Origin of the sequence: Cronobacter malonaticus LMG 23826 (genome assembly GCF_001277215.2) — a bacterium.
Classification (GTDB): domain Bacteria; phylum Pseudomonadota; class Gammaproteobacteria; order Enterobacterales; family Enterobacteriaceae; genus Cronobacter; species Cronobacter malonaticus.
Genome location: NZ_CP013940.1, coordinates 1,275,878 through 1,299,495, shown reverse-complemented (window position 1 = coordinate 1,299,495; position 23,618 = coordinate 1,275,878). Strand labels below are relative to the sequence as shown.

The window sequence follows — 23,618 nt, the reverse complement described above, 5'->3', positions numbered from 1 at the left end:
TTTACGCTATTTCGCGCCGTGGCTGCTGTAGTTGACCGGCACCCAGCGATACCCCTCTCCCTGCGCTTTTATCTTGCCGATACCCGGAAACGCGATATGCGCCGATGCCACCCAGGCGTTGCTCTGCGCCGCCATTTTCAGCGTTTTCTCCCGCATGGCCACCGCCTCGTCCTGATTGACATCAAAATGAATCGCCACTTTCGGCTGCGGCATCTGCACCGCTTTCACATGGATGATATCGCCCCACAGTAATAGCGTTTCACCGCTTCGGGTCACTTTGTAGATAACGCTGCCGGGCGTGTGGCCGGGCGCGGGCAGCGCTTCAATGCCGGGCATCATTTGCGCGGGCGCGCGGAACGCGTTCAGCTTTCCGGCGCTGATGACCGGGCGCAGCGACCGTTCCGATTCCGCAAACGTATGGCGCTGGCTGGCTTCGACTTCATTTTCATGCGCCGGGTTGAGCCAGAAATCGAGGTCGCGCTGGTCCACCCGCACGGTGGCGTTCGGGAACACCGGTTTACCGTCGCGCTGCACGCCGCCGGAGTGGTCGGCGTGAACGTGCGTCAGCAAAACCATGTCGATTTGCGACGGGTCGATACCGGCGGCGCGCAGGTTTTCCGGCAGATGGCCGCCGTTATTCCCAAGTAACGCGCCCGCGCCGCTGTCCACCAGGATGAGTTTATCGCCAGTGTTAATAACGTAGGCGTTAATGGAGGTTTCGACCTGCGGCGTCAGCGCGTCATCGGCAAGGCGCGTTTTGAGATTGTCAGGCGTGATGCGGGTCAGGAGTTTGTCGGCGGGAATGGTCACGGTGCCGTCAGAGACGGCCGTTATCTGCCAGTCGCCAAGCATCATGCGGTAATAACCCGGTGCCTGGGCGCTGTTGACGGCCATCGGAGCCGCGCCGAGCGGCGCGGCCAGCGCGACAGTGAAAAGCGTCATTAAAGTCGCAGCAGTTTTCATGGTGTTTCTCCAGGTGATTTATCTTGCTGAAGTATCCACGCCGCACTAGTATCACTCCAATTGATTGGAGCCATAATGACTATCAAAGAAAACGATTTCCGCAAAATCGACCTTAATCTGCTCATCGCTTTCGCCGTGCTGTTTCGTGAGCAGAGCGTGTCGCTCGCGGCCGATAAACTGCATCTCGGGCAGCCGGCGGTCAGCGGCGCGCTCGCGCGCCTGCGCGATATGTTCGACGATCCGCTGTTTATTCGCAGCGGCCACCGGATGCAGCCGACCGCGCGCGCCGTCGCCCTGCATGGCGAGCTGATGCCGCTGCTGGAGCAGCTTCAGTCGGCGCTGTTCCAGCAGGCCGAATTTCATCCGCAGCAGGCGAGCGCCACCATCACGCTTGGCATGACCGACTGGGTGGAGATGTGGCTGATGCCGCAGCTGATCCCGGCACTGCGCGAGGCCGCGCCCGGCGTGCGGCTCAATGTGGTGGCAAGCTCACCGTTTAGCGATCCGCGCCGTCTGGAGGAAGGCGAGCTGGATATGGCGATAAGTGTGGCGCAGGCCGGGCCACGCTGGCAGGAGCGCGACGTGTTAGTGAGCATGCCGTTTGTGACGCTCTGGCACCCTTCGCAGCTCAGCCTCACCGCCCCGCTGACGCTTGAGGATTACGTGCGCGAACCGCACCTGATGGTGACTTACCGCGAAGCGACCAGCAGCCTCATTGATACGTTGCTGGCTCGCCAGGGAGCGCGCCGCAGCATTTGCTACACCACGCCGCATTTCGCGGGCCTGCCGGGCCTTCTGATGCAGATGCCCGCGCTCGCGACCGTGCCCACCGGGCTGTGTGATATGTGGCAAACGGCCTGGGGGCTTTCGGCAAGCCCGGTGCCGCTCGACGTGCCGCCGTTTGAGGTGGCGCTGCTCTGGCATCAGCGCCATAACAGCGATCCGGCGTTGATGTGGTTACGCGGATTTATTCAGCGGCTGGTAGCGAACGGCGAATAGCGTCAGTGGCGGTTGATGGCTTCAGCGATGGCCGCCGAGGTGGTTAACGCGCGGATCTCGCTGAAGAGTTCGGACGCCTCGGCGTACTCTTTGCGCAGATAACCGAGCCACTGCTTGATGCGCGCCACATGGTACATGCCCGTATCGCCCTGTTTCTCAAGCCGGGTGTACTGTTGCAGCAGTTGCACCACGTCCGGCCAGGGCATACGCGGCTCGTTATATTTAATCACGCGGCTTAAGTTCGGCACGTTAAGCGCGCCGCGGCCTATCATGACGGCGTCACAGCCCGTCTCTGCCATGCACGCCTGCGCGCTGGCGTAATCCCAGATTTCACCGTTGGCGATAACCGGGATCGTCAGGCGCTCGCGGATTTCGCCAATCGCCGCCCAGTTAATCCGCTCGGCTTTATAGCCATCTTCTTTGGTGCGCCCGTGTACCACCAGCTCCGTCGCGCCCGCCTGCTGGACGGCATCCGCGATTTCAAAACGCCGCGCGCCGCTGTCCCAGCCGAGACGAATTTTCACCGTGACCGGCAGATGCGCGGGTACAGCTTCGCGCATCGCTTTCGCACCGCGATAGATAAGATCCGGGTCTTTCAGCAACGTCGCGCCGCCGCCGCTGCCGTTCACAAGCTTCGACGGGCAGCCGCAGTTAAGATCAACGCCCCAAGAGCCAAGCTCCACCGCGCGGGCGGCGTTTTCGGCAAGCCACTGCGGATGCTGGCCGAGCAGTTGCACACGCACCTGCGTACCGGACGGCGTGCGGCTCTCGTTATGGAGTTCCGGGCAGAGTTTATAAAACGATTTCACCGGCAGGAGGCTGTCCACCACGCGCAGAAACTCGGTGATGCAGAGATCGTAATCATTCACCCCGGTGAGCAGTTCACGCACCAGAGAATCAAGCACGCCTTCCATCGGCGCCAGTAAAACACGCATAACGCTACCCGCTAAAAAAAGAGGCGCTATGGTAGCGCCTCGCCGCCGTGAAAGGAATGCGCGAGCGCGCTCAGAGCGTAAAACCGAAACGCTGGCCGTCCGGCAGCTCGACATCCAGCCGCACCGTGCCGCCCAGAGCTTCGACATAGCGCTTCAGCGTCGAGATTTTCATCTCGTTGCCGCGCTGTTCAATAGCCGCGACCGACGGTTGTGCGATACCCATCTGGCGCGCCATCTCGGTTTGCGACACGCTGAGCGCCTCGCGCAGCGCATAAAGGTGGGTTTCCAGCAGCAGCTGCGCCGTTTTCTCTTCAATACGCGCGCGGGCCTCCGGCGTCTGCGCCGCCAGCACCTCATCAAACGTCTTCATCTATACCTCCCGGTGGTTCAGATAATGGCTAAACAGTTTGTTAGCGACGCGCAGCATGACCCGGTAAAAGCGCTTTTCATCGCCCTTTTTCTCTGCCGCGCACAGCACAATGGCGTAACGGTGCGGATCAAAAGCGTAAAAGGCACGTATGGGCCCCCCGGCGTGCTGAACCCGTAATTCCTTCATGCCTGCGTGACGCGAGCCTTTGAGCGTATCGGCATACGGATGCCCGAGGTGCGGGCCTTTGATTTTCAAAAGCCCCAGCGCCGCCAGCACATCTTCCTGCAACGGCTGCGGCTGCCTCGCGAGCCAGCACTCAAACTCGTGTGTGAGGTAAATAGTCCACATGGCGCTCCTCCCTGTTCGTTAGCGACTACCGTGAACGGCAAGGAGCGTTTTATAGATTGTAATCTATAGCTTCAACAGGATCATTACTGGTTTGCGTAACGCTGCGCCAAAAATTTTTGCGGCCCGGAAAGGCTTACTGCGAACCTGAGCGGCGGCTCGAAAGTTTAGGTATGCTGAACTGGCTCCTGTGATCGGTAGCACAGTTTTCATTTTAATTGTATGATGAATGCGTTCGGTTTAAAGGTGACCTCCTATGAGCACAATGCTGACTTCTCTCTGGCAACTGGTACGCGCTTTTATTTTGATTTACGCCTGCCTCTACGCAGGCATCGCGATCGCCGCGCTGCTGCCGATTACGATCCCCGGCAGCATCATCGGCATGCTGATTCTTTTTGTGCTGCTGGCGTTTCAGATCCTGCCTGCGAAATGGGTACAGCCCGCCTGTAATCTGCTGATCCGCTATATGGCGCTGCTGTTCGTGCCGGTGGGCATTGGCGTGATGCAATATTTCGACGTGTTGCAGGCGCAGTTTGGCCCGGTGGTGGTCTCCTGCTTTATCAGCACGCTGGTAGTGTTTATGGTGGTGAGCTGGAGTGCGCATCTCGCGCACGGCGAGCGCAAAGTGGTGGGCCAGGAAAGGAGCAGTGAAAAATGATGCAGAATATCTGGTGGTCGCTGCCGCTGACGCTGCTGGTGTTTTTCGCGGCCCGCAAGCTTGCCGCGCGGCTCAAAAGCCCGCTGCTTAATCCGCTGCTGGTCTGCATGGTGGTGCTGATCCCGTTTCTGATGCTGGCTCATATTCCTTATGAGCGCTATTTCCAGGGCAGCCGCATTCTGAATGATTTGCTGCAACCCGCCGTGGTGGCGCTGGCGTTCCCGCTGTATGAACAACTGCACCAAATCCGCGCGCGCTGGAAGTCAATTATCACGATTTGTTTCGCTGGCAGCGTGGTGGCGATGGTCACCGGCACTTCCGTTGCGCTGCTGATGGGTGCCAGCCCGGAAATCGCGGCGTCAGTCCTGCCGAAATCCGTTACCACGCCGATCGCGATGGCCGTAGGTGGAAGCCTCGGCGGCATCCCTGCTATCAGCGCCGTGTGTGTGATTTTCGTCGGGATTCTCGGTGCGGTGTTTGGCCATACGCTGCTGAATATAATGCGGATAAAAACCAAATCCGCGCGCGGGCTGGCGATGGGCACTGCTTCGCACGCCCTCGGAACGGCGCGCTGTGCGGAGCTGGACTATCAGGAAGGCGCGTTCAGTTCGCTGGCGCTGGTGATTTGCGGGATTATTACGTCGCTGGTCGCCCCGTTCCTGTTCCCGATTATCCTGGCGATATGGCGCTAAAACTTGCGATATGTCGCGCATTTTCATTCTAAATTTCATTTGTTGCATAGCCAGCGAGATCTAAATCACATATAAAGCCTCAGGAGCGCCGTAAACTATTTTTCCTGTTACTTCTTTTGAGGCTTTGCCATGCACCCACGTTTTGAAACTGCCTTCGCACAGCTGCCGGCGGCACTACAGGCCGCTCTGGCTCCACTGATTGCTGATACTCATTTTCCGGCGATGCTGAGCGCCGAACAGGTCGCTGACATTCGCCGCCAGAGCGGGCTGGATGACGACGCGCTGGCGTTTGCGTTGCTGCCTTTAGCCGCTGCCTGCGCGCAGACGGAGATTTCGCACTTTAATGTAGGCGCGGTGGCCCGTGGTCTTAGCGGCAATCTCTATTTCGGCGGTAATATGGAGTTTCGCGGCGCGGCGATGCAGCAGACGATTCACGCCGAGCAGAGCGCCATCACCCACGCCTGGATGCGAGGCGAAACCGGCCTTGCGGCGATTACCGTTAACTACACGCCGTGCGGCCACTGCCGTCAGTTTATGAACGAGCTTAACAGCGGGCTGACGCTTCGCATTAACCTGCCTGGACGCGCGCCTTCACAGCTTGGCGATTACCTGCCGGACGCGTTCGGCCCGCGCGATCTTGATATCAAAACGCTGATTTTCGATACAGAAAATCATGGCTATGCGCTGAAAGGCGACGCGCTGACGCAGGCTGCAATTGCGGCAGCCAACCGCAGCCATGCGCCCTACAGCCAGTCCCCTTCCGGGTTGGCCATTGAAACCCGCGACGGCACAGTCTTTACCGGCAGCTATGCCGAGAACGCGGCGTTCAACCCTTCCCTGCCGCCGCTGCAGGCCGCGCTGAACCTGCTGAGCCTTAACGGTTACGCGTGGGCGGATATCAAGCGCGTCGCGCTTGCCGAACGTGACGATGCAACGATTGTTCAGCGGGACGCTACTGCCGCGACGCTGAAGGCGCTGGGCTTCACCGGCCTTGAACTCGTTACGCTTGCCTGAAATAACGCTGCGGGCGCCCTGCCCGCAGCGGCGAAAAATGCTTCAACCGGTCGTTCGATTCTTGCTCTTGCCCGGCGGGTAAAGTAGCCTTGAGTCTCTTTCCTTATTGCTTCGAGCTGCCTGAATGTTAAAGCGTTTGTTATACAGCCTGCTGGCCCTGATTGGCGTATTGCTGTTAACGGCGCTGCTGCTCGACCGCTGGATCAGCTGGAAAACCGCGCCTTACGTCTATGACGAGCTACAGGACTTACCGTGGCGTCAGGTAGGTGTCGTGCTCGGCACCGCCAAATATTATCGCACCGGCGTGATTAATCAGTATTACCGCTACCGCATTCAGGGCGCGCTGAACGCCTATAACAGCGGCAAGGTGAATTACCTGCTGTTGAGTGGCGTAATGCCCAGCAGAGCTATAACGAGCCGATGACGATGCGCAAGGATTTGATTGCCGCAGGCGTTGATCCGGCGGATATCGTGCTGGATTACGCGGGCTTTCGCACGCTCGATTCTATCGTCCGCACCCGTCGGGTGTTTGATACCAACGATTTCATCATTATTACCCAGCGTTTCCATTGCGAGCGCGCGCTGTTTATCGCGCTGCATATGGGCATTCAGGCGCAGTGTTACGCCGTGCCGTCGCCGAAAAACATGCTGTCGGTGCGCGTGCGTGAGTTTGGCGCGCGTTTAGGGGCGCTGGCGGATCTCTATATCTTTAAGCGCGAACCGCGTTTTCTCGGCCCGCTGGTGCCGATCCCCGCCCTTAACGAAGTGCCTGACGACGCGCAGGGTTACCCTGCCGTGACGCCCGAGCAGATGCTGGAATTGCAGAAGAAGAAGTAAGCGTCGTGGTGGCAGGTGCGGTGGGTGTGCTGCGCTTACCCACCCTGTAAATTCCTTTTCATCTTTATACGTGGTGGGTGCGCTGGCGCTTACCCACCCTACAAATTCCTTTCTTCACCGTAGGGCGGGTAAGCGTAGCGCACCCGCCATTCCCCCCTTTCCCCGCCCCATAAAAAAAGCCCCCGCAGGCGGAGGCTTTTCTGGTGTAACCGCGCTTATTTCTTACGCGCGTATTTCAGGGAATCCAGGGCAACCGCGAAGATAATAATCGCGCCCTTGATGATGTACTGCCAGTACGGGTTAATGCCGATATAGGTCAGGCCGTAGTTGATAACGGTGAAGATAATCACACCGGTCACCACGCCAAGCACCGTACCCACACCGCCGCTGAAGGAGACGCCGCCCACCACACACGCCGCGATGGCGTCGAGCTCATACATAAAGCCCAGGTTGTTGGTGGCAGAACCGATACGGCCCGCTTCCAGCATCCCGCCGAAGGCGTAGAACACGCCGGAGAGCGCATAAATCATCAGCAGGTTCAGCGCCACGTTCACGCCGGAGACTTTCGCCGCTTCCGGGTTGCCGCCGATAGCGAAAATGTTTTTACCAAAGCGGGTTTTATTCCACAGGATCCAGACGAACGCCACGGCAATCAGCGCGTAGAACGTAATGTAGGAAAGCCTGAAGCCGCCGAGCGCCACAAACCCCTGCGTAAACGTCGAGAAGCCGGAATCGAAGCCGGAAATCGGCGACGCGCCCACGAAGTCGTAATACAGGGAGTTGATACCGTAAACGATAATCATCGTGCCAAGCGTGGTAATAAACGGCGTCACGTTCAGGTACGCGATGATAATGCCGTTCACCAGACCAATCACGGCACCGATGGCGCAAACAATCAGGATCACCAGCGCAATCGGCATGGTCGCCATTTCCGGAAACACCTTGTTGGCGTTTTCCATCGATTGCAGCAGCGTTGCGGCCACCACCGCCGCAAGGCCCACCTGACGCCCTGCGGAAAGGTCGGTCCCCTGGGTGACAATCAGCCCCGCCACGCCGAGCGCGATAATAATACGCACCGATGACTGGGTCAGAATATTACTTAAGTTCAGCAGGCTTAAAAACGTCGGGTCCTGGAAAATAATAATGGCCAGCAGCACTAAAAGAACGACGTAAATACCGCCCTCTTTCAGATAAGTGAGAAAACTCTTCTTATTTAACGCACTCATGAGGAGCCCCTGATATTAAAGGTGCAAAGACGCAAGACGCAGAATTTCATTTTGCGTCGTCGTTTTGGTGTCAACAATTCCGGAGACGAGGCCATTGCTCATAACCAGAATACGGTCAGTTATCCCTAACAGCTCAGGCATTTCGGAGGAGATAATAATGATCCCCTTACCCTTTTTCGCCAGTTCGGCAATAAGCTGGTAGATTTCGAATTTAGCGCCTACGTCGATACCGCGCGTCGGCTCATCAAGCATTAATATTTCCGGCTGGGTGAGCAGCCAGCGCCCGATAATCACTTTCTGCTGGTTACCGCCGGAAAGCGAACCAATTTGTGTGCGATGACCCGGCGTTTTAACACGCATAGAGTCAATCACCCACTGGGTATCGCTTTTCATGCGGGAATTATCCAGCAAGCCGATTTTGCTTTTGTAGTTGCGAATATTGGAAATCAGGGAGTTAAAACCGATATCCAGATAAGCGTAGATCCCCGTTGAGCGGCGCTCCTCGGTCACCAGCGCAAAGCCGTTATTAATGGCTTCATTAGCGCTATGGTTATTGATCTTTTTACCGTGCAGACTAATGGTACCGCCAGATTTCTCGCGGATACCAAATAACGTTTCCACAATATCCGTGCGCTTCGCGCCCACCAGACCGGCAATGCCCAGGATCTCGCCTTTATGCAAATCAAAGGAGACATCGCGAATAGAAGGCTGGCGTAGCGAGGTCAGGTTGCGCACTTCCAGGATCACTTCACCGGGTTTGTTTTCACGATCCGGGAAGCGCTGGTTCAGCGAACGGCCCACCATCATGGCGATGATCTTATCCATATCCAGCCCTTCCAGCGACTGGGTGGCGATCCACTGCCCGTCGCGCAGGATAGTGATTTCATCGCACAGCTGGAAGATCTCTTCCATTTTGTGGGAAATATAAACAATACCGCAGCCGCGCTCTTTCAGCTTGCGGATAATCTTAAAGAGGTGATTGACTTCTTTCTCGGTCAGAGAAGATGTCGGTTCATCCATGATGACGATTTTCGCGTCGTAGGAGAACGCTTTGGCGATTTCAATCATCTGCATCTGCGATACGGAAAGCGTACCCACGCGAGCTTTAGGGTCGATATCAATATCGAGCTCGTCGAAAATCGCTTTGGTATCAAGATACATTTTTTCCTGGTCAACAAACACGCCTTTGGTCGGATAACGGCCAAGCCACATGTTATCCATCACGGAACGTTGTAATACCAGGTTTAATTCCTGATGCACCATCGATATTCCATTCTCCAGCGCCTCTTTGGCCGAATGGAAATCAATTTCTTTCCCCTGGAAAAGAATACTGCCGGAATCTTTTTGATAGATCCCGAAAAGACATTTTAATAACGTTGATTTGCCCGCGCCATTCTCACCCATCAGAGCATGAATAGAATGAGGACGAACTTTTAAATTAACGTTATCGAGTGCCTTAACGCCCGGAAAACTCTTGTTGATATTCGTCATTTCCAACAAGTATTCGCCTGACGACTGCGTATTATTGCTGACCATATTTATACCTGGCTGCGAGTGTGTTGGCTGAGCATGGCACGCTAAAGGGGGCGCAAAATGCGCCCCGTAAATACATTGCAATTATTTTTTGCTGGTGATTTCCGCCAGGTTGTCTTTATCAACACCTACGTAAGGAATACGCACCACTTTGTTTTCAATTTTCCAGTCAGTGCCGTCTGCCGCGCCTTTACCGGCTGCCAGATTTTTAGCAAGGTCAAAGGTCGCTTTCGCCTGGTTGTTGGCATCGTTCAGCACGGTACCGGCCAGCGCGCCAGATTTCACCAGCGCCAGCGCTTCAGGGAGCGCATCCACGCCGAAGACCGGAATGGAGGATTTGTTGTGCGCTTTCAGCGCTTCTACCGCGCCCATCGCCATGGCGTCGTTGTTCGCGATAACCACTTCGATTTTGTTAGCGTTCGGGCCGGAGAGCCAGGCGTCCATTTTATCTTTCGCCTGAGCGGTATCCCACATCGCGGTATCCAGCTGTAACTGCTGGGTTTTGATGCCTTTGTCGTTCAGCTCTTTGATAACGTAAGTGGTACGCGCTTCAGCATCCGGGTGGCCCGGTTCGCCTTTCAGCAGCACATACTGGATCTGACCATCTTTGTTCAGATCCCAGCCCGCGTTGGCTTTCCAGTGTTTGGCAATCAGATCGCCCTGGATAATGCCGGATTCTTTGGAGTCGGTGCCTACGTAATAGGCTTTGTCATAGCTGTCCAGCGCTTTACGGGACGGCTCTTTGTTGAAGAACACGATGGGGATGTTCTGACCGCGCGCTTTTTCAATAACGGTGCCTGCGGCGGCCGGGTCAACCAGGTTGATCGCCAGAGATTTGACGCCTTTCGCCAGCAGCACGTCAATCTGATCGTTCTGCTTGGACTGGTCGTTCTGGGAGTCGTTCATCAGCAGCTGAACGTCAGGCGAAGCAGAAGCGTCTTTTTCAATTGCCTTGCGCACGACGGACATAAAGTTGTCGTCATATTTATAAATGGTTACGCCAATACGGTCGGCTGCCTGAGCCGCGGTGCCAAAAAGCATGCAGGACATAACGGCAGAGAGGGTCAACACCTTCTTATTCATGGTATCTCCGGTTTTTATGCAGGGTAGCAATCGTGAAAAACGGGCGGCAGGACGGTAAGGAGAAAAACCTTACTGAATGCCGAAGTTCACTAATAAAAAACTCTTCCTTGCTCGGTAATGCTTCCAGTAAAGCTTTTTTATCGTTCAGGGGCGGCAGATAACGTCAGTGTTAAATCGCCGTTACATTATGTTTCAGGCCCATGAGACGCCGTCATCATAGTCAGCGCAATGTTAATATACTGTGAATTTACTCACAGATTGAAAGCGGTTACATCACGCTCGTTTATAAACTAGTGATCGGGGCCACATTTTGCCGCGCCGCCACGGAATGGCGTCGCACCAGCGTTGGCATAAAACAGTGGGTGGCCGTTGGATCCAGCTCTCCTGCGGCTCCCTGCAATGCCAGCTCTGTGGCGAGCCGCGCCATGGAGACCACCGGATAACGCACGGTCGTCAGTTGAGGATCGGTGTAACGGGCGATCGGAATATCATCGAAACCAATAACTGAAAGATGCTGCGGCACCAGAATGCCGTTATCTTTCAGCGCCGTCAGCGCGCCTGCCGCCATGCTGTCGTTGTAAGCAAACACGGCGGTGAGATGCAGATTGCGGCCTAAGAGTTCCACCATCGCCGCCTCCCCGCCCTGCATATCCGGGCTGCCGGTGCCAACCCAGGCCTCCGGGGGCTGAACGCCTTCATCGGCCAGCGCCCGTTGCCACCCTTCGCGGCGCTTGTCGTTATCATCAATCTGGTGGCTGGAGGCGAGATAGCCGATGCGCTGATGGCCGCTGCTTTGCAGCATCCGCGTCGCCATCATCGCGCCGGTGACGTTATCAAGACCAACGCAGCGATGCGCGTAACCCGGCACGATGCGGTTAATCAGCACCATGCCAGGCACCTGTTCAAGAAAGGCGGCAAGTTCTTCATCGCAAAGGGATTTGGCATGCACGATAAGCGCGCTGCAACGCTGGCGGATCAACACTTCAATGGCGTGACGCTCTTTTTCCGCCTCGTGATAGCTGTTGCCGATAAGCACATATTTCCCGTGCTGCTGCGCCACGACATCGACGGCTTTTACCAGCGCGCCGAAGAAGGGATCGGAGACATCCATCACCACGACGCCTATCGTGTCGCTGACCTGGGTGGCCAGCGCCTGGGCGTTCGCGTTCGGGCGGTAGCCAAGCTGCGTAACCGCCTGCATGACGGTTTCACGCGTTTCCGGGCTGACCAGCGCGCTGTTATTGAGAACGCGGGAGACCGTCGCGACAGAAACCCCTGCCAGACGGGCAACGTCACGAATGGTGATCATGGCGACCACCCTGAAGAGCTGAAATGCGTCTCACAGAAACCCCCTGTGTTAAGTCAGGTGGCTATTCTGGCAGTGCGCCTGAATGTGCTGCGTGAAGCACATCACAGCGCTGGAAACGGTTACATCCAATTTGTTAACGATTGTGATCCAGATCGTTATCTGGATGATACGGATTGCGGTGCGCCTGCGGCGAGGCGCGTCAGACGACGCCATAGCCACTCCAGCGGCCCCTGGCGGAAATAACGCAGCCAGAGCACGGAGAACGCGAGGTTTACGGCCCAGACCGCCGGAACAAACGCCAGCAGCGAGAGCCGGTCAAACTGCATAAACAGGCCGAAGCGGTTGAAGAGCATCGTGCAGATCAGGCTTTGCAGCAGATAGTTGGTGAGCGCCATGCGCCCGACGCAGGCTACGGCGGTCATCAGTTTCAGGCGCGCCAGACACGGCCAGTAGCCGAAAACCAGCGCCGTATAGCCGAGCGCCTGCAACGGCGCGCCCAGTTCGCGCGGCGCCTGAAGCAGAAACGCGCACCAGCGGTAATCCCAGCCGAGTTGCCACTGAACGACTATCGCGGGCAGGTTAATCAGCACGCCCAGCGCCACCAGCCCGAAACCGGTGCGCCGGTAGTGGCGCAGGCTGAATTCGCCGCGCAGCCAGCCGCTGCGCATCAGCGCCGCGCCGGTCAGCATCATGCCCGCCAGCTGCCAGCCATATTGCGCGCCGAGCGCCAGCAGCATGGAAGAGAGCAGATCGAGCCGGCTGCGCACGGCCTCCATTCCCCCTTCCAGACGCCAGAATTTTTCATAGAAGAGATCGGCCGCCTGCGGCGTCCAGGAGCGGCTCATGTGCTCGCCGGACATCATGCCGAGCAGCAGCAGCACCGCAATCCCGATGAGATAAAGCACCACGCCGGTTTTAAACAGCGATTTCACACTCGGGGCGTCGCGCACCATGCGCCAGCAGACAAGTCCCACCAGCCCATAAGCCAGCAGGATATCGCCATCCCAGATGAAAATCGCATGCAGAAAACCGAGCAGCGCCAGTAGTGTGAGCCTTGCCTGGATCCAGCGTTTGCCGCGCGGCAGCAGCATTTGCAGACCAGCCCCGAACAGCAGCGCGAACAGCGTGAGGAATTTGACCTGGGCGAAGAGATCGAGCAGCGCCCATGTCCAGGCGTCGCGGGAGGTGATATCGCCATACCAGGCGGGGTTCAGATAAGCCGCCTTCGGAAGCCCAAAGGCGGTAATGTTGAGCAGAAGGATGCCGAGTATTGCCAGGCCGCGTACCGCGTCGAGGGTGATATTTCTCGTCATCCTGGGTCTTAGCCGTTGTGGTGGCGCACGGCGCGCAGAAACTCCTGGCGCGTGTTCTGGCTGGATTTAAACAGCCCGCCGAGCGACGTCGTGGTGGTCGCGCTGGTGGCGTCGCGGATGCCGCGCGCTTTCACGCAGTAATGCACCGCGTCGATGGAGACCGCCACGTTGTTCGTGCCAAGCAGCGTTTGCAGTGCCACCAGTACCTGCTGCGTCAGTCGCTCCTGCACCTGCGGGCGCTGGGCGAAGAACTGTACGATGCGGTTGATTTTTGAAAGGCCAATCACCGCATCTTTCGGGATATACGCGACGGTCGCTTTACCGTCGATGGTCACGAAGTGATGTTCGCAGGTGCTGGTCAGGGTGATGTCGCGCACCGTGACCATTTCATCCACCTTCATTTTGTTCTCAATGACGGTGATCTTCGGGAAATTCGCGTAATCGAGGCCGGAGAAAATCTCATCCACATACATCTTGGCGATGCGATGCGGCGTTTCCATCAGGCTGTCATCGCTCAGATCCAGGTTAAGCAGCTGCATGATTTCAGTCATATGACCGGCGATGAGGCGCTTGCGGGTTTCGTTATCCAGCTCGTTGACCGGCGGACGCAGCGGCGTCTCCAGACCGCGCGCGACCAGCGCTTCATGAACCAGGGCCGCTTCTTTACTGAGTGATGGCATCGTTATTTTCTCCTGCAGGTGTAACCAGACTCTGCCCAGCCGGGGCTGAGCGTGGCTCATTGTGCGTGAGCTAACGCACATAATCCAGTGGCCGGGGCGAAATTGTTGAAATCGTCGCTGCCTTTCAGGCGCGCCGGAAGACCAGCGCGCCGCCGATAAACAGCGCCACGCCCGCGAGCCACAACGCGGGCTCAAGCTGGCCGGTGAAGTGGCTTGAGAGCGCTGAAGTGACTGGCCCGACAAGCTGGCCTACCGCATAGCCGGTAGTCAGCAGGCCCGCAAGATAGCGGGTGTGCGAAGGCGCCAGCTCGCGCCCGCACTGCAAAGAAAGCTGCACCGCGCACAGGAACCCGCCGCCCACCAGCAGTGAGCCGATCACAAGCCCCGATAATCCTGGCAGCAGCGCCGCCGCCAGTACGCCGAGCCCCTGGAGCCAGAGGACAATCGCCAGCCGCTGCGATGCCGTACCGCGTGTGCGCCAGAGAATGCTGAGCGCAATGCCCACAACCGACGCCGCGCCGAACACCGGCCAGACAAACTGCGCGAACAGGCTGCCGGGAAAGCGTGCCGCCGCCATCTGCGATAAAAACGTAGCGGGCAGAATATAGCCATAGCCCGCCAGACTGTAGCTCCAGACCAGTCTTTTCAGCGCGGGCGTCAGTTCCAGCAGCGCAGGCGGTGTATCCGCCCGGTGCAGCTCGCCTTTGCGGGGTAAATAACGGGCGATAAGCGCAATCAGCGCAAACGCCAGCGTGCCGTAAATCACCCATCCCTGTGCTGCGCTGAGCGCAGCGCCGTGGATCCAGACCGCCAGCAGGCCGCTGAGTGTAATGCCGACGCCGGGGCCTGCGAAGACCGCTGCGCTTAAGCCCGGCCTGCCGTGGTGCGCGAGCTGTTCGTTCGTCCAGCCTGCGGCCATCACCAGCGCCCAGCCGCTCATGCAGCCAATCACGAAGCGCACCACGCCGTGCGACCACGGGCCTTCCGCCAGCGCGGAAACCAGCGTCAGCAGCACCGCGCCCCAGACGCCCATATGCAGCCGGTATTCCACATGGCGATGCGCGCGCATAGCATCCCAGGCACCTACCAGATAGCCAAGATAGTTAGCGGCGGCCACAAGCCCCGCGCTGGTCAGCGTCAGCTCGCCCTCGCCCACCATAAGCGGCACCTGGGGCGTGAACGCGAACCGCCCTATTCCCATTGCCACCACCAGAGCCAGAAAGCCGGTTAATGCGATACGCAGCGCCACGCCGCCTCCATTTGTTAAAATAAAGTTATCAATATGATGCGCTATGATTCCGGCCCGGTGAAGTGAAACTTGCTCACCTGACGGTTAGACTGCACTATCCGGGTTTGAACAAAAGGAGCCACTATGGAACTGCTCGAAGAACACCGCTGTTTTGGCGGTTTACAACAGCGCTGGCGTCACGACTCCCGCGTGCTTAACTGCCCGATGACGTTCAGCATCTATCTCCCGCCCGACGCGCAGACGCCGCCGCCGGTGGTGTGGTGGCTGTCCGGGCTGACCTGTAGCGATGAGAATTTCACCACCAAAGCGGGCGCGCAGCGGGTCGCCGCTGAGCTGGGGCTGGCGCTGGTAATGCCGGATACCAGCCCGCGCGGCGACGCGGTGGCGGATGATGACGGTTACGATCTCGGCAAAGGCGCAGGCTTTTACCTGAACGCCACCGAAGCGCCGTGGGCCGCGCATTACCGGATGTTTGATTACCTCAGCGAGGAATTACCGCAGGTGCTGGCGGAGAACTTTACGCTGGCGCCGAAGGCGGCGATTAGCGGACATTCGATGGGGGGCCACGGCGCGCTTATCATGGCGCTGAAAAATCCGGGGCGTTTTAGCTCAGTGTCGGCGTTTGCGCCGATTGTGAACCCGGCCGGGGTGCCGTGGGGCAAAAAAGCGTTTACCGCGTATCTGGGTGATGACGAAAATCTGTGGCGCGCGTGGGACAGCTGCGCGCTGATGGAACAGGCTTCAGCGGAAAACGCGATCCCGACGCTTATCGATCAGGGCGACAGCGATCCGTTTTTCGGCGAGCAGCTTCAGCCTGAGCGGCTTGATGAAACGGCGCGGGAGGCGGGCTGGCCGTTAACGTTGCGTATGCAGCCGGGTTACGACCACAGCTATTATTTTATCGCCACGTTTATTGAAGAGCATTTGCGTTTCCACGCGCAGCATTTGCGTTAACGGGGCGTGGTGGGTGTGATTCAACGGTCGTAATACGGTACGCGGTGGGTGCGCTACGCTTACCCACCCTACGATAAAGGTGCGACAGGTGTGTAGGGCGGGTAAGCGTAAGCGCACCCGCCGTCCCACAGAAAAACCCCATAAAAAAGGCCGCATCGCGCGGCCTTTTTTTTATTTCTTCAGATGTTCAGGGAATTCCATATCGCGGTAACGCACGAAACGGGAGCCTTTCACCAGCTTGTAGCCAAACCAGATAATCAGGAACAGCGGAATACCGATGTAGGTCGCCGCAACGGCTGCCCAGTCGATGGTGTCCGCAAGGAACGCCTGGTAGTTCTGGCCGAGCGTAATGATCAGGCACAGCACAAAGGCGAAAATCGGGCCGAGCGGGAAGAAACCGGAACGATATGGCAGGTCATTAATATCGTTGCCCTGCAACACATAGCCGCGGCGGAAACGGTAATGACTGATGGCGATACCCAGCCAGGCGATAAAGCCCGTCATGCCGGAGGTGTTCAGCAGCCACAGATAGACCGTCTGGTTACCAAACATCGACGTCAGGAAGCACAGACCGGCGATAACCGTCGTCGCGTACAGCGCGTTGCGCGGCACGCCGCCTTTCGACAGCTTCGCGAAAATGCGCGGCGCTTTGCCGTCACAGGCGAGCGTATAGAGCATACGCGTGGAGGCATACATCCCGGAGTTACCCGCAGACAGCACCGCCGTCAAAATCACCGCGTTCATAATCGCCGCTGCGCCCAGCAGACCGGCATGCTGGAACACCAGCGTAAACGGGCTGACGCTGATATCTTTCACGTCGTTACGCAAAAGGCTCGGATCGGTGTACGGAATAATCAGGCTGATAATCAGAATCGCGAACACATAGAACAGCAGGATACGCCAGAATACCTGACGCACCGCGCGCGGAATGTTTTTCTCCGGCTCCTCGGATTCACCCGCCGCGATGCCGATAAGCTCGGTGCCCTGGAAGGAGAAGCCGACAATCATCGCCACGCCTATCATCGCCGAGAAACCGCCCGCGAACGGCGCATCGCCGATAGCCCAGTTGCTCCAGCCGGCCGGCGCTGCCCCTTTGAAAATCCCGACGATCATCGCGACGCCCACCAGGATAAAGATAATCACGGTGGCGACTTTGATTAACGAGAACCAGTATTCCGCTTCGCCAAAGCCTTTCACGGAGATGACGTTCAGCAGGAACATAATGCCGAGGAACAGCGCGCTCCAGATCCAGCCGGGCGTGTCCGGGAACCAGTAGCTCATCACCAGCTGTGACGCCACGAGGTCAACCGCGATGGTCACCGCCCAGTTGTACCAGTAGTTCCAGCCGAGCGCGAAGCCGAAGCCTTCTTCGACATATTTCTGGCCGTAGGTGGAAAACGAGCCGGAGACCGGCATATAGGCTGCCAGCTCGCCGAGGCTCGTCATCAGGAAATAGACCATCAGACCGATGAGAATATAGGACAACAGCGCGCCACCCGGGCCCGCCTGAGAAATGGTCGCACCGGAAGCGACAAAAAGTCCTGTGCCGATGGAGCCGCCAATGGCGATCATGGTCAGGTGGCGCGCCTTCAGTTCGCGACGCAGCGCAGGCGCTTGTGTGGTTTTAGATTCGGAAACCATATAAAAATAATGCCCATCCATCAAAAGAGGCGCGATTGTAGCAGAGTTGCCGCTAAGCGCCTGGTGGAAATACGCGGTTATAAGAGAGCTTCATGATCGCTCGAGGATTATAAGTAAAGCAGCGAATCGGAGCGTTGAGAGGAAAAAAACTGATGATGAGCGCGCCGTGTGACGCGCTCCGCGAAATCAGAGTTCGCAATAGCGCAAAAAACGCGCCAGCGCGCTGGAGAGATGTTTTTGACGGTGATGGATGCGATAAAGCGTGCGCACCAGCGGCGGCAGCGGCACTTTCACCTCCACCAGCGAGCCGGTTTCCAGCTGCTCTGCGATCACCCGCCGCGACAGGCAGCTCACGCCAAGCCCGTGGCGTACCGCGTGTTTAATGGCCTCCGAGTTGCCAAGCTCCATGCTGAGGCGAAACTGCGGCAAATGTGACAGCAGCAGATAATCGACAATTTCGCGCGTACCGGAGCCTTTCTCGCGCAAAATCCACGGCATCGCCGAAAGCCGCTCCAGCGTGACTTCGCCTTCCAGCAAAGGGCTGGCAGGCGAGGCGAACACCACCAGCTCATCCTCAAGCCACGGCTGCGCCACAATCTCCGCCATATGGCACGGCCCTTCGATAAGCCCGATGTCTACGCGGAAATCGCAGACCGCCTGCACCGCGTCGAGGCTGTTGCCGACGCTCATCTCCAGCGGCAGATCCGGGAAGTCGCGGCGATAGCGGGCGATTATCTCCGGCAGAATATAGTTGCCGATAGTGCTGCTGGCATAAACGCGGATAGCGCCATTGTCATTGCGAAACAGCCGTTCGATTTCGCCCGCCTGTTCCAGCAGCGCCACGGTACGCGGATATAACAGCCGCCCGTGTTCATTGACAACCAGCCGCTTGCCGACGCGGTCAAAAAGCTGCACGCCGAGCTGGCCTTCCAGATCGGTGAGCGCCGCGCTGACGGCGGACTGGGAGAGGGACAACATCTGAGAGGCCTGGGTCGTCGAGCCGCTTTTCAGGACTTCGGCGAACACTTCCAGCTGGCGTAAGGTGATGTGCATGATGACCTCGTGCGAACGCAACCGTGCTTACCACTTATTAAGATTAATTATAAATATATAATCAATTTTAATTTTATACCAGAACGGCATAAGCTTATTCCATAACAGGAGGACGCTATGACCACACTGACTTATTCCGAACGCCATCATGGGCTTATGCATTTCTTGCCGGGTCTGGCGCTGACCGGCCTGCTGACGGCCGCCGCTATCTGGGTCGGCGCGATCCCGGCAGTCGGTAACGCGGGTTTCAGCGCGCTGACCGTAGCTATTCTCGGCGGGATGATTATCGGCAACACGCTGTACCCGAAAATCCATACCCACTGCGACGGCGGCGTGCTGTTCGCCAAACAGCATCTGCTGCGCCTGGGCATTATTCTGTACGGGTTTCGTCTCACCTTCTGGCAGATAGCCGATGTGGGTGCCAGCGGCATTCTGGTGGACATCCTGACGCTCGCCAGCACCTTTACCCTCGCCTGCTGGCTCGGGCAGAAAGTGTTCAAGCTTGACCGTGAAACCAGCTGGCTGATTGGCGCGGGCAGCAGCATCTGCGGTGCCGCCGCAGTGCTGGCGACCGAGCCGGTGGTGAAAGCGCAGGCGAGCAAAGTCACCGTGGCGGTCGCGACGGTCGTGATTTTCGGTACGCTCGCGATTTTTGTCTACCCGCTGCTGTGGCCATGGCTTTCGCCGTGGTTTAGCGAACAGACCTTTGGCGTGTATATCGGCTCAACGGTGCATGAAGTGGCGCAGGTGGTCGCGGCAGGCCATGCGGTCAGCGCGGACACCGAAAACGCGGCGGTGATTGCCAAAATGCTCCGCGTGATGATGCTGGCTCCGTTCCTTCTGCTGCTGGCAGGCCGGGTAAAACAGCTCTCTCCACGCAATGGCGAGAAAGCGGGCAAGATTACCATTCCGTGGTTCGCCCTGCTGTTTATTGTGGTCGCGGCGTTTAACTCCCTGCATCTGCTGCCGCAGGCGGTCGTGCAGACGCTGGTGACGCTCGACACCATTCTGCTGGCGATGGCGATGGCGGCGCTCGGCCTGACGACCCACGTCAGCGCGCTGAAAAATGCTGGTGTGCGTCCGCTACTGATGGCGCTGGTGCTCTTCGTCTGGCTGATTGTGGGCGGTGGCGCGATTAATCTCGCGGTCACGCATCTGCTGGCATAAAGCGGCACGCCTTTCCCTGCTCTGTCCGCTATGATAAAACGTTCCCCCTTTTGCGGGTATGACAGGAGAAAACGATGAAGTTTATAGGCGCGCACGTCAGCGCATCGGGCGGGGTGGCGAACGCCCCGGCCCGCGCGGCGGAAATTGGCGCGACAGCCTTTGCGCTGTTTACCAAAAACCAGCGCCAGTGGCGCGCGGCGGCGCTGACGCCTGCCGTCATCGACGAGTTCAAAGCCGCCTGCCGCCAGCATGGTTACGGCCCCGGTCAGATCCTGCCGCACGACAGTTTTCTGATTAACTTAGGCCACCCGGAGCCGGAAGCGCTGGAGAAATCCCGCGCGGCGTTTATCGACGAGCTGGAGCGCTGCGCGCAACTCGGCCTGACGCTGCTGAACTTCCACCCCGGCAGCCACCTCCAGCAGTTAAGCGAAGAGGCGTGTTTGTCGCGCATCGCCGAGTCGGTAAATATCGCGCTCGATAAAACCGAAGGCGTCACAGCGGTGATTGAAAACACCGCAGGTCAGGGCAGTAACCTCGGCTTCCGCTTCGAGCATCTGGCGGCGATTATCGACCAGGTGGAAGATAAATCCCGCGTCGGCGTCTGCATTGATACCTGCCACGCCTTCGCCGCGGGTTACGATCTGCGCACCGAAGAAGATTGCGAGAATACCTTCGCCGAATTCGACCGCATCGTCGGTTTTCAGTATCTGCGCGGCATGCACCTCAATGACGCTAAAAGTACCTTCGCGAGCCGGGTCGACCGTCACCACAGCTTAGGCGAAGGCAACATCGGCTTTACGCCGTTTCGCTGGATCATGCAGCAGTCGCATTTCGACAACATTCCGCTGATTCTGGAAACCATTAATCCGGATATCTGGAATGAGGAAATCGCCTGGCTGAAGGCTCAGCAAACGGGTGGCGCAGAGGCATAATTACGCATACCCCTCGCCGCGCGGCGCGTTAAGCTGCGCCGCAAGCCAGTCTAGCGAGGCCAACCCGGCGCGGGCGCTCTCTTCAGCAGGTGCCCGCTGCCAGGCATCGCTGAACACCTCCAGCGACCACGGGCCCTGATATCCGCTCTCCATGAGTGTGCCCGCGAAATCCACCACCGGCAGGCTGCCTTCGCCCGGATACGCGCGAAAGTGGCGGCTCCACGCCTCCAGCGGTAAATCCTTATGCGGCGCATCGGCGAACTGTGTAAAGAAGATTTTCTCAGGCGCAATGCCCTCAAGCGCCAGCGTATCTCCGCGCGCCAGCACGTGAAAGCTGTCTAACACCAGGCCGAACGCCGGATGATCCACGGATTTTACCCGCTCCCAGGCCTGCGTATAGCGGTTCACATGGCGGCCCCAGGCGAGCGCCTCATACCCCACCCGCGCGTCAAACTCCGCGGCGATCTCCGCAAGACGCGCTAAATCTTCCGTTTGCCGCGCCGGATCGGCGCTGCTGTTCGCCTCCAGATTGCTGCACGCCAGCAGACTGTGGCAGCCCATTTCGCGCATCGTCTCAAACGTGCGGTACGCGCGCTCACGCGTTTGCGGCCACGCCTCAGGCGGCACGCCGTCGACGTTACGCAGCGGCTGATAAAGAAAAATGGTTAAGCCCAGCTCCCGGCACAGCGTAGCCAACCGCGCCGGGCTTTGGCCCCACTCCGTGAAATCGGGTTCAAATATCTCGACGCCGTCGAAACCGGCCTGCGCGATGGCGCGCAGCTTTTCCGGCAGGGTTCCGGCGACACACAGCGTGGCGATTGAGCGCAGCACAGCGTCCTCCTTTAAGCGATACAAAGACTTAAGTGTTGACGCAAATGGCGCAGAGGGCAAAAAAGGCGTGTAACGGGGAGTAACAGAAAGGATAAAAAAACTCCCTGCCGGGGCAGGGAGTTATCAGCATCAGGCCGCTTTCGCCGCCAGTTCGCTTTCCGGACGCTTCAGGAAGGCATACACCAGACCCGCCAGCAGCGAACCGGCCACGATGGCGAGCAGGTAGCCCAGCACCGGGCTGATAGCGCCAGGGATCAGCAGGACGAACAGCCCGCCGTGCGGTGCCATCAGTTTCGCGCCAATCGCCATGGAGATAGCGCCGGTCAGCGCGCCGCCCACGATACAGCAGGGGATCACACGCATCGGGTCACGCGCCGCGAACGGGATTGCGCCTTCGGAGATAAAGCACAGGCCCAGCACCAGCGCCGCTTTACCGCCTTCCTGCTGGCCTTTGTCGAATTTACGACGCGCCACCAGGGTAGCGATACCCATCGCCAGCGGCGGAACCATACCGGCCGCCATAATTGCCGCCATCGGCGCATAGACCTGAGAACTCAGCAGCCCCACGCCAAACGCATACGCCGCTTTGTTCACCGGGCCGCCCATATCGGTACACATCATGGCACCGAGGATAGCGCCCAGCAGGACGGCGTTCGCCGTACCCATGCCCTGCAGCCATGCGGTCAGGCCCGCCAGGATTTTGGCAACCGGCGTACCGATTACGTAAATCATCGCCAGACCGACAATCAGGCTGGAGAACAGCGGAATGATAAGGATTGGCTTCAGCGCTTCCATGCTCTGCGGCAGCTTCACTTTACCGCTGATGGCTTTCGCCACGTAACCGGCCAGGAAACCGGCGATGATGCCGCCGATAAAGCCGGAGCCGGTGCTGACCGCCAGCATACCGCCGATAAGACCCGGCGTGAGGCCCGGACGGTCGGCGATGGAGAACGCGATATAACCGGCCAGTACCGGCACCATCAGGGCGAACGCGGAGCCGCCGCCGATTTTCATCAGCGCTGCCGCCAGCGTCCCTTCCTGTTTAAAGGCTTCAATACCGAACACAAACGAGAGCGCAATCAGCAGACCCCCTGCCACCACCATCGGCAGCATATAGGAGACGCCGGTCAACAGATGACGGTACGGACCTGCACCGCCCTGTTCTTTCTTATCGGTCGCCACAGTGCCAGCGCCTGCGGGCTGATACGGTTTGGCTTCCGCCACCGCTTTGTCGAACTCCTGCGCGGTTTTCTTCAGCGCGAGGCCGGTCGAGGTGCGATACATCGGCTTCCCGGCGAATTTCGCCAGATCCACTTCAATATCCGCCGCCACAATGACCAGATCCGCCTGCGCCACTTCTTCCGGCGTAATCGCATTACCCGCGCCGACAGAGCCGCGCGTTTCCACTTTCACCCACCAGCCGCGTTTTTTGGCTTCGGTTTCAATCGCTTCCGCCGCCATAAAGGTGTGCGCCACGCCGGTCGGGCAGGCCGTGACCGCCACGATGCGTTTCGGACCACTGGCGTTTGCAGTTGCCGCAGGTGCGGCGGCGGCAGGCGCGGTATACGCCTTTGCATTCGATTTCGCTTCGCTTAAAAACAGCTCCGGGTGCGCCACGGCGCGATTAATATCGCCGAGGTAAACTTTTTTGCCGTTCAGGGATGCGTCTGCCGGTACGGCACTGCCGATAACAATCGCCAGTTCCGCATCGTTCGGGTTATCGGTTAATTCCAGCTGTGCTTTTTGCGCAGCGGCACCAAGCAGCGTTTTCGCCATATAAGCGCGGGCCTGTCCACACCCGGGCTCGATAATCAGCAGCGTTTTCATTATGCCT

Annotated in this window: 22 protein-coding genes and 1 pseudogene; 8 read left to right on the top strand and 15 right to left on the bottom strand. The window is 58.4% G+C overall.

The window, feature by feature from the left end; all coding sequences use genetic code 11:
- Positions 1-6 precede the first annotated feature (6 nt).
- Complete coding sequence (locus AFK66_RS06075) at positions 7-963, bottom strand: MBL fold metallo-hydrolase (RefSeq protein WP_032983658.1); 957 nt, start codon at positions 961-963, stop codon at positions 7-9.
- A gap of 75 nt (positions 964-1,038) precedes the next feature.
- Between AFK66_RS06075 and AFK66_RS06070 the strand changes: the two genes are divergently transcribed.
- The gene (locus AFK66_RS06070; RefSeq protein ID WP_007776522.1) at positions 1,039-1,962 is read left to right on the top strand and encodes a LysR family transcriptional regulator; all 924 of its coding nucleotides are present in this window, start codon (positions 1,039-1,041) and stop codon (positions 1,960-1,962) included.
- Positions 1,963-1,964: 2 nt separating this feature from the next.
- On the opposite strand, the gene dusC is transcribed toward AFK66_RS06070, so the two are convergent.
- From dusC to AFK66_RS06055, 3 genes are all read right to left on the bottom strand, one after another.
- Positions 1,965-2,897, bottom strand: coding sequence for a tRNA dihydrouridine(16) synthase DusC (gene dusC, locus AFK66_RS06065; protein WP_007776525.1), 933 nt, complete (start codon positions 2,895-2,897; stop codon positions 1,965-1,967).
- 70 nt (positions 2,898-2,967) lie between these two features.
- Entirely contained in the window at positions 2,968-3,267 is a 300-nt protein-coding gene (locus AFK66_RS06060) for a helix-turn-helix domain-containing protein (protein WP_007776551.1), read from the bottom strand.
- Positions 3,268-3,615, bottom strand: a complete 348-nt coding sequence (locus AFK66_RS06055) for a type II toxin-antitoxin system RelE/ParE family toxin (protein WP_007776552.1) — start codon at positions 3,613-3,615, stop codon at positions 3,268-3,270.
- Between the two features lie 253 nt (positions 3,616-3,868).
- On the opposite strand from AFK66_RS06055, the gene AFK66_RS06050 reads away from it, so the two are divergent.
- From AFK66_RS06050 to sanA, 4 genes and pseudogenes are all read left to right on the top strand, one after another.
- Entirely contained in the window at positions 3,869-4,270 is a 402-nt protein-coding gene (locus tag AFK66_RS06050) for a CidA/LrgA family protein (RefSeq protein ID WP_007776553.1), read from the top strand.
- On the top strand, positions 4,267-4,962 hold the full coding sequence (locus tag AFK66_RS06045) for a CidB/LrgB family autolysis modulator (RefSeq protein ID WP_007776554.1): 696 nt from the start codon (positions 4,267-4,269) through the stop codon (positions 4,960-4,962). The genes AFK66_RS06050 and AFK66_RS06045 overlap by 4 nt, the downstream gene beginning before the upstream one ends.
- A 129-nt stretch (positions 4,963-5,091) precedes the next feature.
- Entirely contained in the window at positions 5,092-5,976 is an 885-nt protein-coding gene (cdd, locus tag AFK66_RS06040; RefSeq protein WP_007776555.1) for a cytidine deaminase, read from the top strand.
- Between the two features lie 124 nt (positions 5,977-6,100).
- A pseudogene (gene sanA / locus AFK66_RS06035) lies at positions 6,101-6,813 on the top strand (outer membrane permeability protein SanA).
- Between the two features lie 215 nt (positions 6,814-7,028).
- Here the strand turns inward: sanA and mglC are convergent.
- From mglC to AFK66_RS06000, 7 genes are all read right to left on the bottom strand, one after another.
- Positions 7,029-8,039: a galactose/methyl galactoside ABC transporter permease MglC gene (gene mglC, locus AFK66_RS06030; RefSeq protein WP_004387466.1), complete on the bottom strand. Its 1,011-nt coding sequence runs from the start codon at positions 8,037-8,039 to the stop codon at positions 7,029-7,031.
- Between the two features lie 15 nt (positions 8,040-8,054).
- A complete protein-coding gene (gene mglA, locus AFK66_RS06025; RefSeq protein ID WP_007776574.1) occupies positions 8,055-9,575 on the bottom strand; it encodes a galactose/methyl galactoside ABC transporter ATP-binding protein MglA in 1,521 nt (506 codons plus the stop codon).
- A gap of 81 nt (positions 9,576-9,656) precedes the next feature.
- Positions 9,657-10,655: a galactose/glucose ABC transporter substrate-binding protein MglB gene (gene mglB, locus AFK66_RS06020; RefSeq protein WP_007776580.1), complete on the bottom strand. Its 999-nt coding sequence runs from the start codon at positions 10,653-10,655 to the stop codon at positions 9,657-9,659.
- Positions 10,656-10,938: 283 nt separating this feature from the next.
- Positions 10,939-11,964 carry an HTH-type transcriptional regulator GalS gene (gene galS / locus AFK66_RS06015; protein ID WP_007776582.1) on the bottom strand — a complete coding sequence of 342 codons (1,026 nt, stop codon included), beginning with the start codon at positions 11,962-11,964 and terminating at the stop codon, positions 10,939-10,941.
- Positions 11,965-12,119: 155 nt separating this feature from the next.
- Complete coding sequence (gene yeiB / locus AFK66_RS06010; protein WP_023898397.1) at positions 12,120-13,277, bottom strand: DUF418 domain-containing protein YeiB; 1,158 nt, start codon at positions 13,275-13,277, stop codon at positions 12,120-12,122.
- A gap of 8 nt (positions 13,278-13,285) precedes the next feature.
- Complete coding sequence (gene folE, locus AFK66_RS06005; RefSeq protein WP_004387461.1) at positions 13,286-13,957, bottom strand: GTP cyclohydrolase I FolE; 672 nt, start codon at positions 13,955-13,957, stop codon at positions 13,286-13,288.
- Between the two features lie 124 nt (positions 13,958-14,081).
- Positions 14,082-15,206, bottom strand: a complete 1,125-nt coding sequence (locus tag AFK66_RS06000; RefSeq protein WP_007776589.1) for a YbfB/YjiJ family MFS transporter — start codon at positions 15,204-15,206, stop codon at positions 14,082-14,084.
- A 123-nt stretch (positions 15,207-15,329) separates the two neighbouring features.
- Between AFK66_RS06000 and fghA the strand changes: the two genes are divergently transcribed.
- Positions 15,330-16,160, top strand: a complete 831-nt coding sequence (fghA, locus tag AFK66_RS05995; protein WP_007776605.1) for an S-formylglutathione hydrolase — start codon at positions 15,330-15,332, stop codon at positions 16,158-16,160.
- 171 nt (positions 16,161-16,331) lie between these two features.
- Here fghA and AFK66_RS05990 read toward each other — a convergent pair whose 3' ends face one another.
- The gene (locus tag AFK66_RS05990; RefSeq protein WP_032968931.1) at positions 16,332-17,801 is read right to left on the bottom strand and encodes an amino acid permease; all 1,470 of its coding nucleotides are present in this window, start codon (positions 17,799-17,801) and stop codon (positions 16,332-16,334) included.
- A 186-nt stretch (positions 17,802-17,987) separates the two neighbouring features.
- Positions 17,988-18,854 carry a DNA-binding transcriptional regulator YeiE gene (gene yieE / locus AFK66_RS05985; protein ID WP_007776614.1) on the bottom strand — a complete coding sequence of 289 codons (867 nt, stop codon included), beginning with the start codon at positions 18,852-18,854 and terminating at the stop codon, positions 17,988-17,990.
- Positions 18,855-18,971: 117 nt separating this feature from the next.
- On the opposite strand from yieE, the gene AFK66_RS05980 reads away from it, so the two are divergent.
- On the top strand, positions 18,972-20,021 hold the full coding sequence (locus AFK66_RS05980) for a YeiH family putative sulfate export transporter (protein ID WP_032983235.1): 1,050 nt from the start codon (positions 18,972-18,974) through the stop codon (positions 20,019-20,021).
- A 74-nt stretch (positions 20,022-20,095) separates the two neighbouring features.
- The gene (gene nfo / locus AFK66_RS05975) at positions 20,096-20,953 is read left to right on the top strand and encodes a deoxyribonuclease IV (RefSeq protein ID WP_023898394.1); all 858 of its coding nucleotides are present in this window, start codon (positions 20,096-20,098) and stop codon (positions 20,951-20,953) included.
- On the opposite strand, the gene AFK66_RS05970 is transcribed toward nfo, so the two are convergent.
- Entirely contained in the window at positions 20,954-21,784 is an 831-nt protein-coding gene (locus AFK66_RS05970) for a sugar phosphate isomerase/epimerase family protein (RefSeq protein WP_023898393.1), read from the bottom strand.
- A 129-nt stretch (positions 21,785-21,913) separates the two neighbouring features.
- A complete protein-coding gene (gene fruA / locus AFK66_RS05965; protein WP_007776628.1) occupies positions 21,914-23,611 on the bottom strand; it encodes a PTS fructose transporter subunit IIBC in 1,698 nt (565 codons plus the stop codon).
- Between the last annotated feature and the right edge of the window lie 7 nt (positions 23,612-23,618).